Raw genomic sequence first — 3,118 nt, 5'->3', positions numbered from 1 at the left:
AAAGCCAATTCATATTTTGCTAATTCGTTGACCGAACTCCAAACGCCGCCGTTGCCAGCCGCTGCAAATGTTGGTTCTTCGCCATAATCTTTTTCTGACCACTTGCCATTGATTTTTATGTAGGCATGAGAAACACCAGTTTCGGGATGCGGACCATCAGTAATGGTACTCGTGTTCATGCCAGAAGGCGTAAAAATATGATCTGCAACATATTTTTGCCATGGCATGCCACTTACGTCCTCAATAATTAATGCCAATGCATTGTATGCCGGATTGGAATATTCGAAACGAGTGCCAGGTTCAAAATTCAAATGTTCGGCTTGCGTGGTAGGATACCAGTTTTCGACATCTTTAGCGGTCAGATAAAACAAGGAATCGGTTTTGGTTTGTCTATTGTCAACCAAACCCGACGTATGTGTTAACAAATGTTTGATTTTTACTTTTTCGGCAATTTCCTTGTTTTTAAAATTGTTGAAATATTTGGACATATTGTCTTCAACAGAAAGTTTGCCTTCATCTTGTAACATTAGAATAGCGTTGGACACAAAGGTTTTTGAAATGGAGCCAATATTAAATAAGGTGTTTTCATCAATTTTGGATTTGGTTTTTAAATCGGCAAGTCCGTAACCTTTGCTAAAAATAATACTATCGCCCTTCATGATCAGAATTGCACCGCCGGGCTCATCAGCAGGCATTTGGCTGGAGAAATATGCGTCCAATTGGTTTGCGTCTGGACTAGTAGTTTGTTTTGTTTCTTCTTTTTTTTCTTTACAGCTGATAAATATTACCAGTAGCATCGTGATTTTTAAAATAAAATTGAATGTTCTCATGCTTATTGAGGTTAGTTTAGTCGTGTCAAATTAAGCTAAAACTATGAATTTTAGTGTATTTAATGTTGATTTCTTAAGATTTCGAGAGTATTTTGCTGTTTTTTGTCTTCTACCGACAACTGAAAAGCCGACAACTGATAACTGTTTTATTAAGAAATATAATTCCATATATTTTTGTACTTGCTCAATTGCCCATACGTGTAGCGCAGTACTTTATGTTCAGGAAGAGATAGCGAAGGATCGGCTTTTAAAATGGCTTTTGCGTAATAACGTGCGTGTTGCAAAATATCTTTGTCCTTGATAACATCGGCAATTTTCAAGTTTAAGACGCCACTTTGTTGTGTGCCCATCAAATCTCCCGGACCACGAAGTTGTAAATCCACTTCGGCAATTTCAAATCCGTCATTGGTTCTGACCATGGTTTGGAGTCGGGTTTTACTGTCTTCGCTAAGTTTATGGCTAGTCATTAAAATGCAATAACTCTGTTCTGCGCCACGACCTACACGACCGCGCAATTGATGGAGTTGTGATAATCCAAAACGTTCGGCACTTTCAATGATCATAACCGATGCATTGGGTACATTAACGCCCACTTCAATAACCGTTGTTGCCACCATGATTTGTGTTTCACCTTTGACAAAACGTTCCATCTCAAAATCTTTATCGGCAGGTTTCATTTGTCCGTGGACAATTGAAATTTGATATTCTGGCATAGGGAATTCCCTAACGATACTTTCGTAGCCATCCATCAAATCTTTATAATCCATTTTTTCGCTTTCTTTTATCAATGGATAAACCACATAAATTTGTCGGCCTTTTGCAATTTCATCTCTAACAAATTTGAAGACTTTCAGCCGGTTTTTATCATAGCGATGTACTGTTTTTATGTCCTTTCTTCCAGGTGGTAATTCGTCAATAACGGACACGTCCAAATCGCCATAAACCGACATGGCTAAAGTTCTCGGAATGGGCGTTGCGGTCATCACCAAAACATGTGGTGGCGAGGTGTTTTTATGCCATAATTTACTGCGTTGCTCCACACCAAAACGATGTTGTTCATCAATAATTGCAAGTCCTAAATTTTTGAATTTTACCTTATCTTCAAGTAGGGCATGTGTGCCAATTAGGATGTCCAATTCGCCATTTTCAAGTGCTGCATGAATTTTCCTTCTATCTGAAGTACTGGTTGAACCTGTGAGTATTTTTATGTTGATGTTCAGGTTTTTACATAGCTCTTGTAGTCCATGATAGTGTTGAACTGACAAAATAGCAGTCGGCGCCATTAAACAGGCTTGAAAACCGTTGTCAAGTGCGATTAACATTGACATTAACGCCACAATGGTCTTGCCCGAACCGACATCACCTTGAAGCAGACGGTTCATTTGTGCATTACTACCCATATCGGCCCTAATTTCCTTTAAAACCCGTTTTTGTGCATTGGTCAATTCAAAGGGTAAATGTTCTTTAAAAAAGGTATTGAAATGATTTCCGACATGCTTAAAATTAAACCCTTTTATCTTTGTTTTATGGATCAGATTTTTGATGATTAATTGCAATTGAATGTAAAATAATTCTTCAAATTTTAACCGGAATTGGGCCTTCGCTAACAGCTCTTGATTTTGCGGAAAATGGACGTTAAAAAGTGCTTGACTTTTAGAAATTAATTTAAGTTCTGAAAGTAAATTTTCTGAAAGTGTTTCTTCAAATCGACCTTTGGTTTCCAAAAATAATTGCTGCATAATTTTGATCAGGACCCGATTGGAAATTCCTCTGTTCGTCAACTTCTCGGTTGATGGGTAAATCGGTTGCATGGCCGTTTGCAGATTTTTTTCATGCTCTTCAAGCAGTTCCATTTCGGGATGTGGCATACTGAAAATGCCGTTGAACCAATTTGTTTTTCCGAAAATCACATATTTTTTTCCGTATTTGATATTCTCTTGGATCCATTTATGACCTCTGAACCAAACAAGTTCAATAATTCCCGTTTCGTCCTTAAAAGTGGCCACCAAACGTTTTGCTTTTCCTTGACCAGCTTCTTTCAAACTGGTGATTTCTCCTATAATCTGAACATCGGCACTATTTTGCTGCAATTGGTTGATCTTGTAGTACTGAGTTTTGTCAATATATCGATTAGGGAAAAGATTGATCAAATCCTGATAGGTGTGAATGCCAAGTTCGCTACGGAGCAGATCGGCCCGATTTGGACCCACGCCTTTGAGGTAATCGATAGGGGTTTGAAGTTTGGCATTCATGAGTGCGAATTTAACTAATTACATTGAAAGCATGAA

At 38.1% G+C, this 3,118-nt stretch carries 2 protein-coding genes; both read right to left on the bottom strand.

Annotated elements, in window-relative coordinates; translation table 11 throughout:
* A partial coding sequence (locus VNJ50_RS11490) for a serine hydrolase domain-containing protein (RefSeq protein ID WP_325581997.1) occupies positions 1 to 830 on the bottom strand: 830 nt, incomplete at its 3' end.
* 149 nt (positions 831 to 979) lie between these two features.
* A complete protein-coding gene (recG, locus tag VNJ50_RS11485) occupies positions 980 to 3,082 on the bottom strand; it encodes an ATP-dependent DNA helicase RecG (RefSeq protein ID WP_325581995.1) in 2,103 nt (700 codons plus the stop codon).
* Between the last annotated feature and the right edge of the window lie 36 nt (positions 3,083 to 3,118).

This window comes from Gelidibacter sp., from assembly GCF_035577925.1.
Taxonomy (GTDB): Bacteria; Bacteroidota; Bacteroidia; order Flavobacteriales; family Flavobacteriaceae; genus Gelidibacter.
The sequence above is the reverse complement of the archived record's forward strand: the minus strand, read 5'-3'. Positions and strand labels throughout refer to the sequence as shown.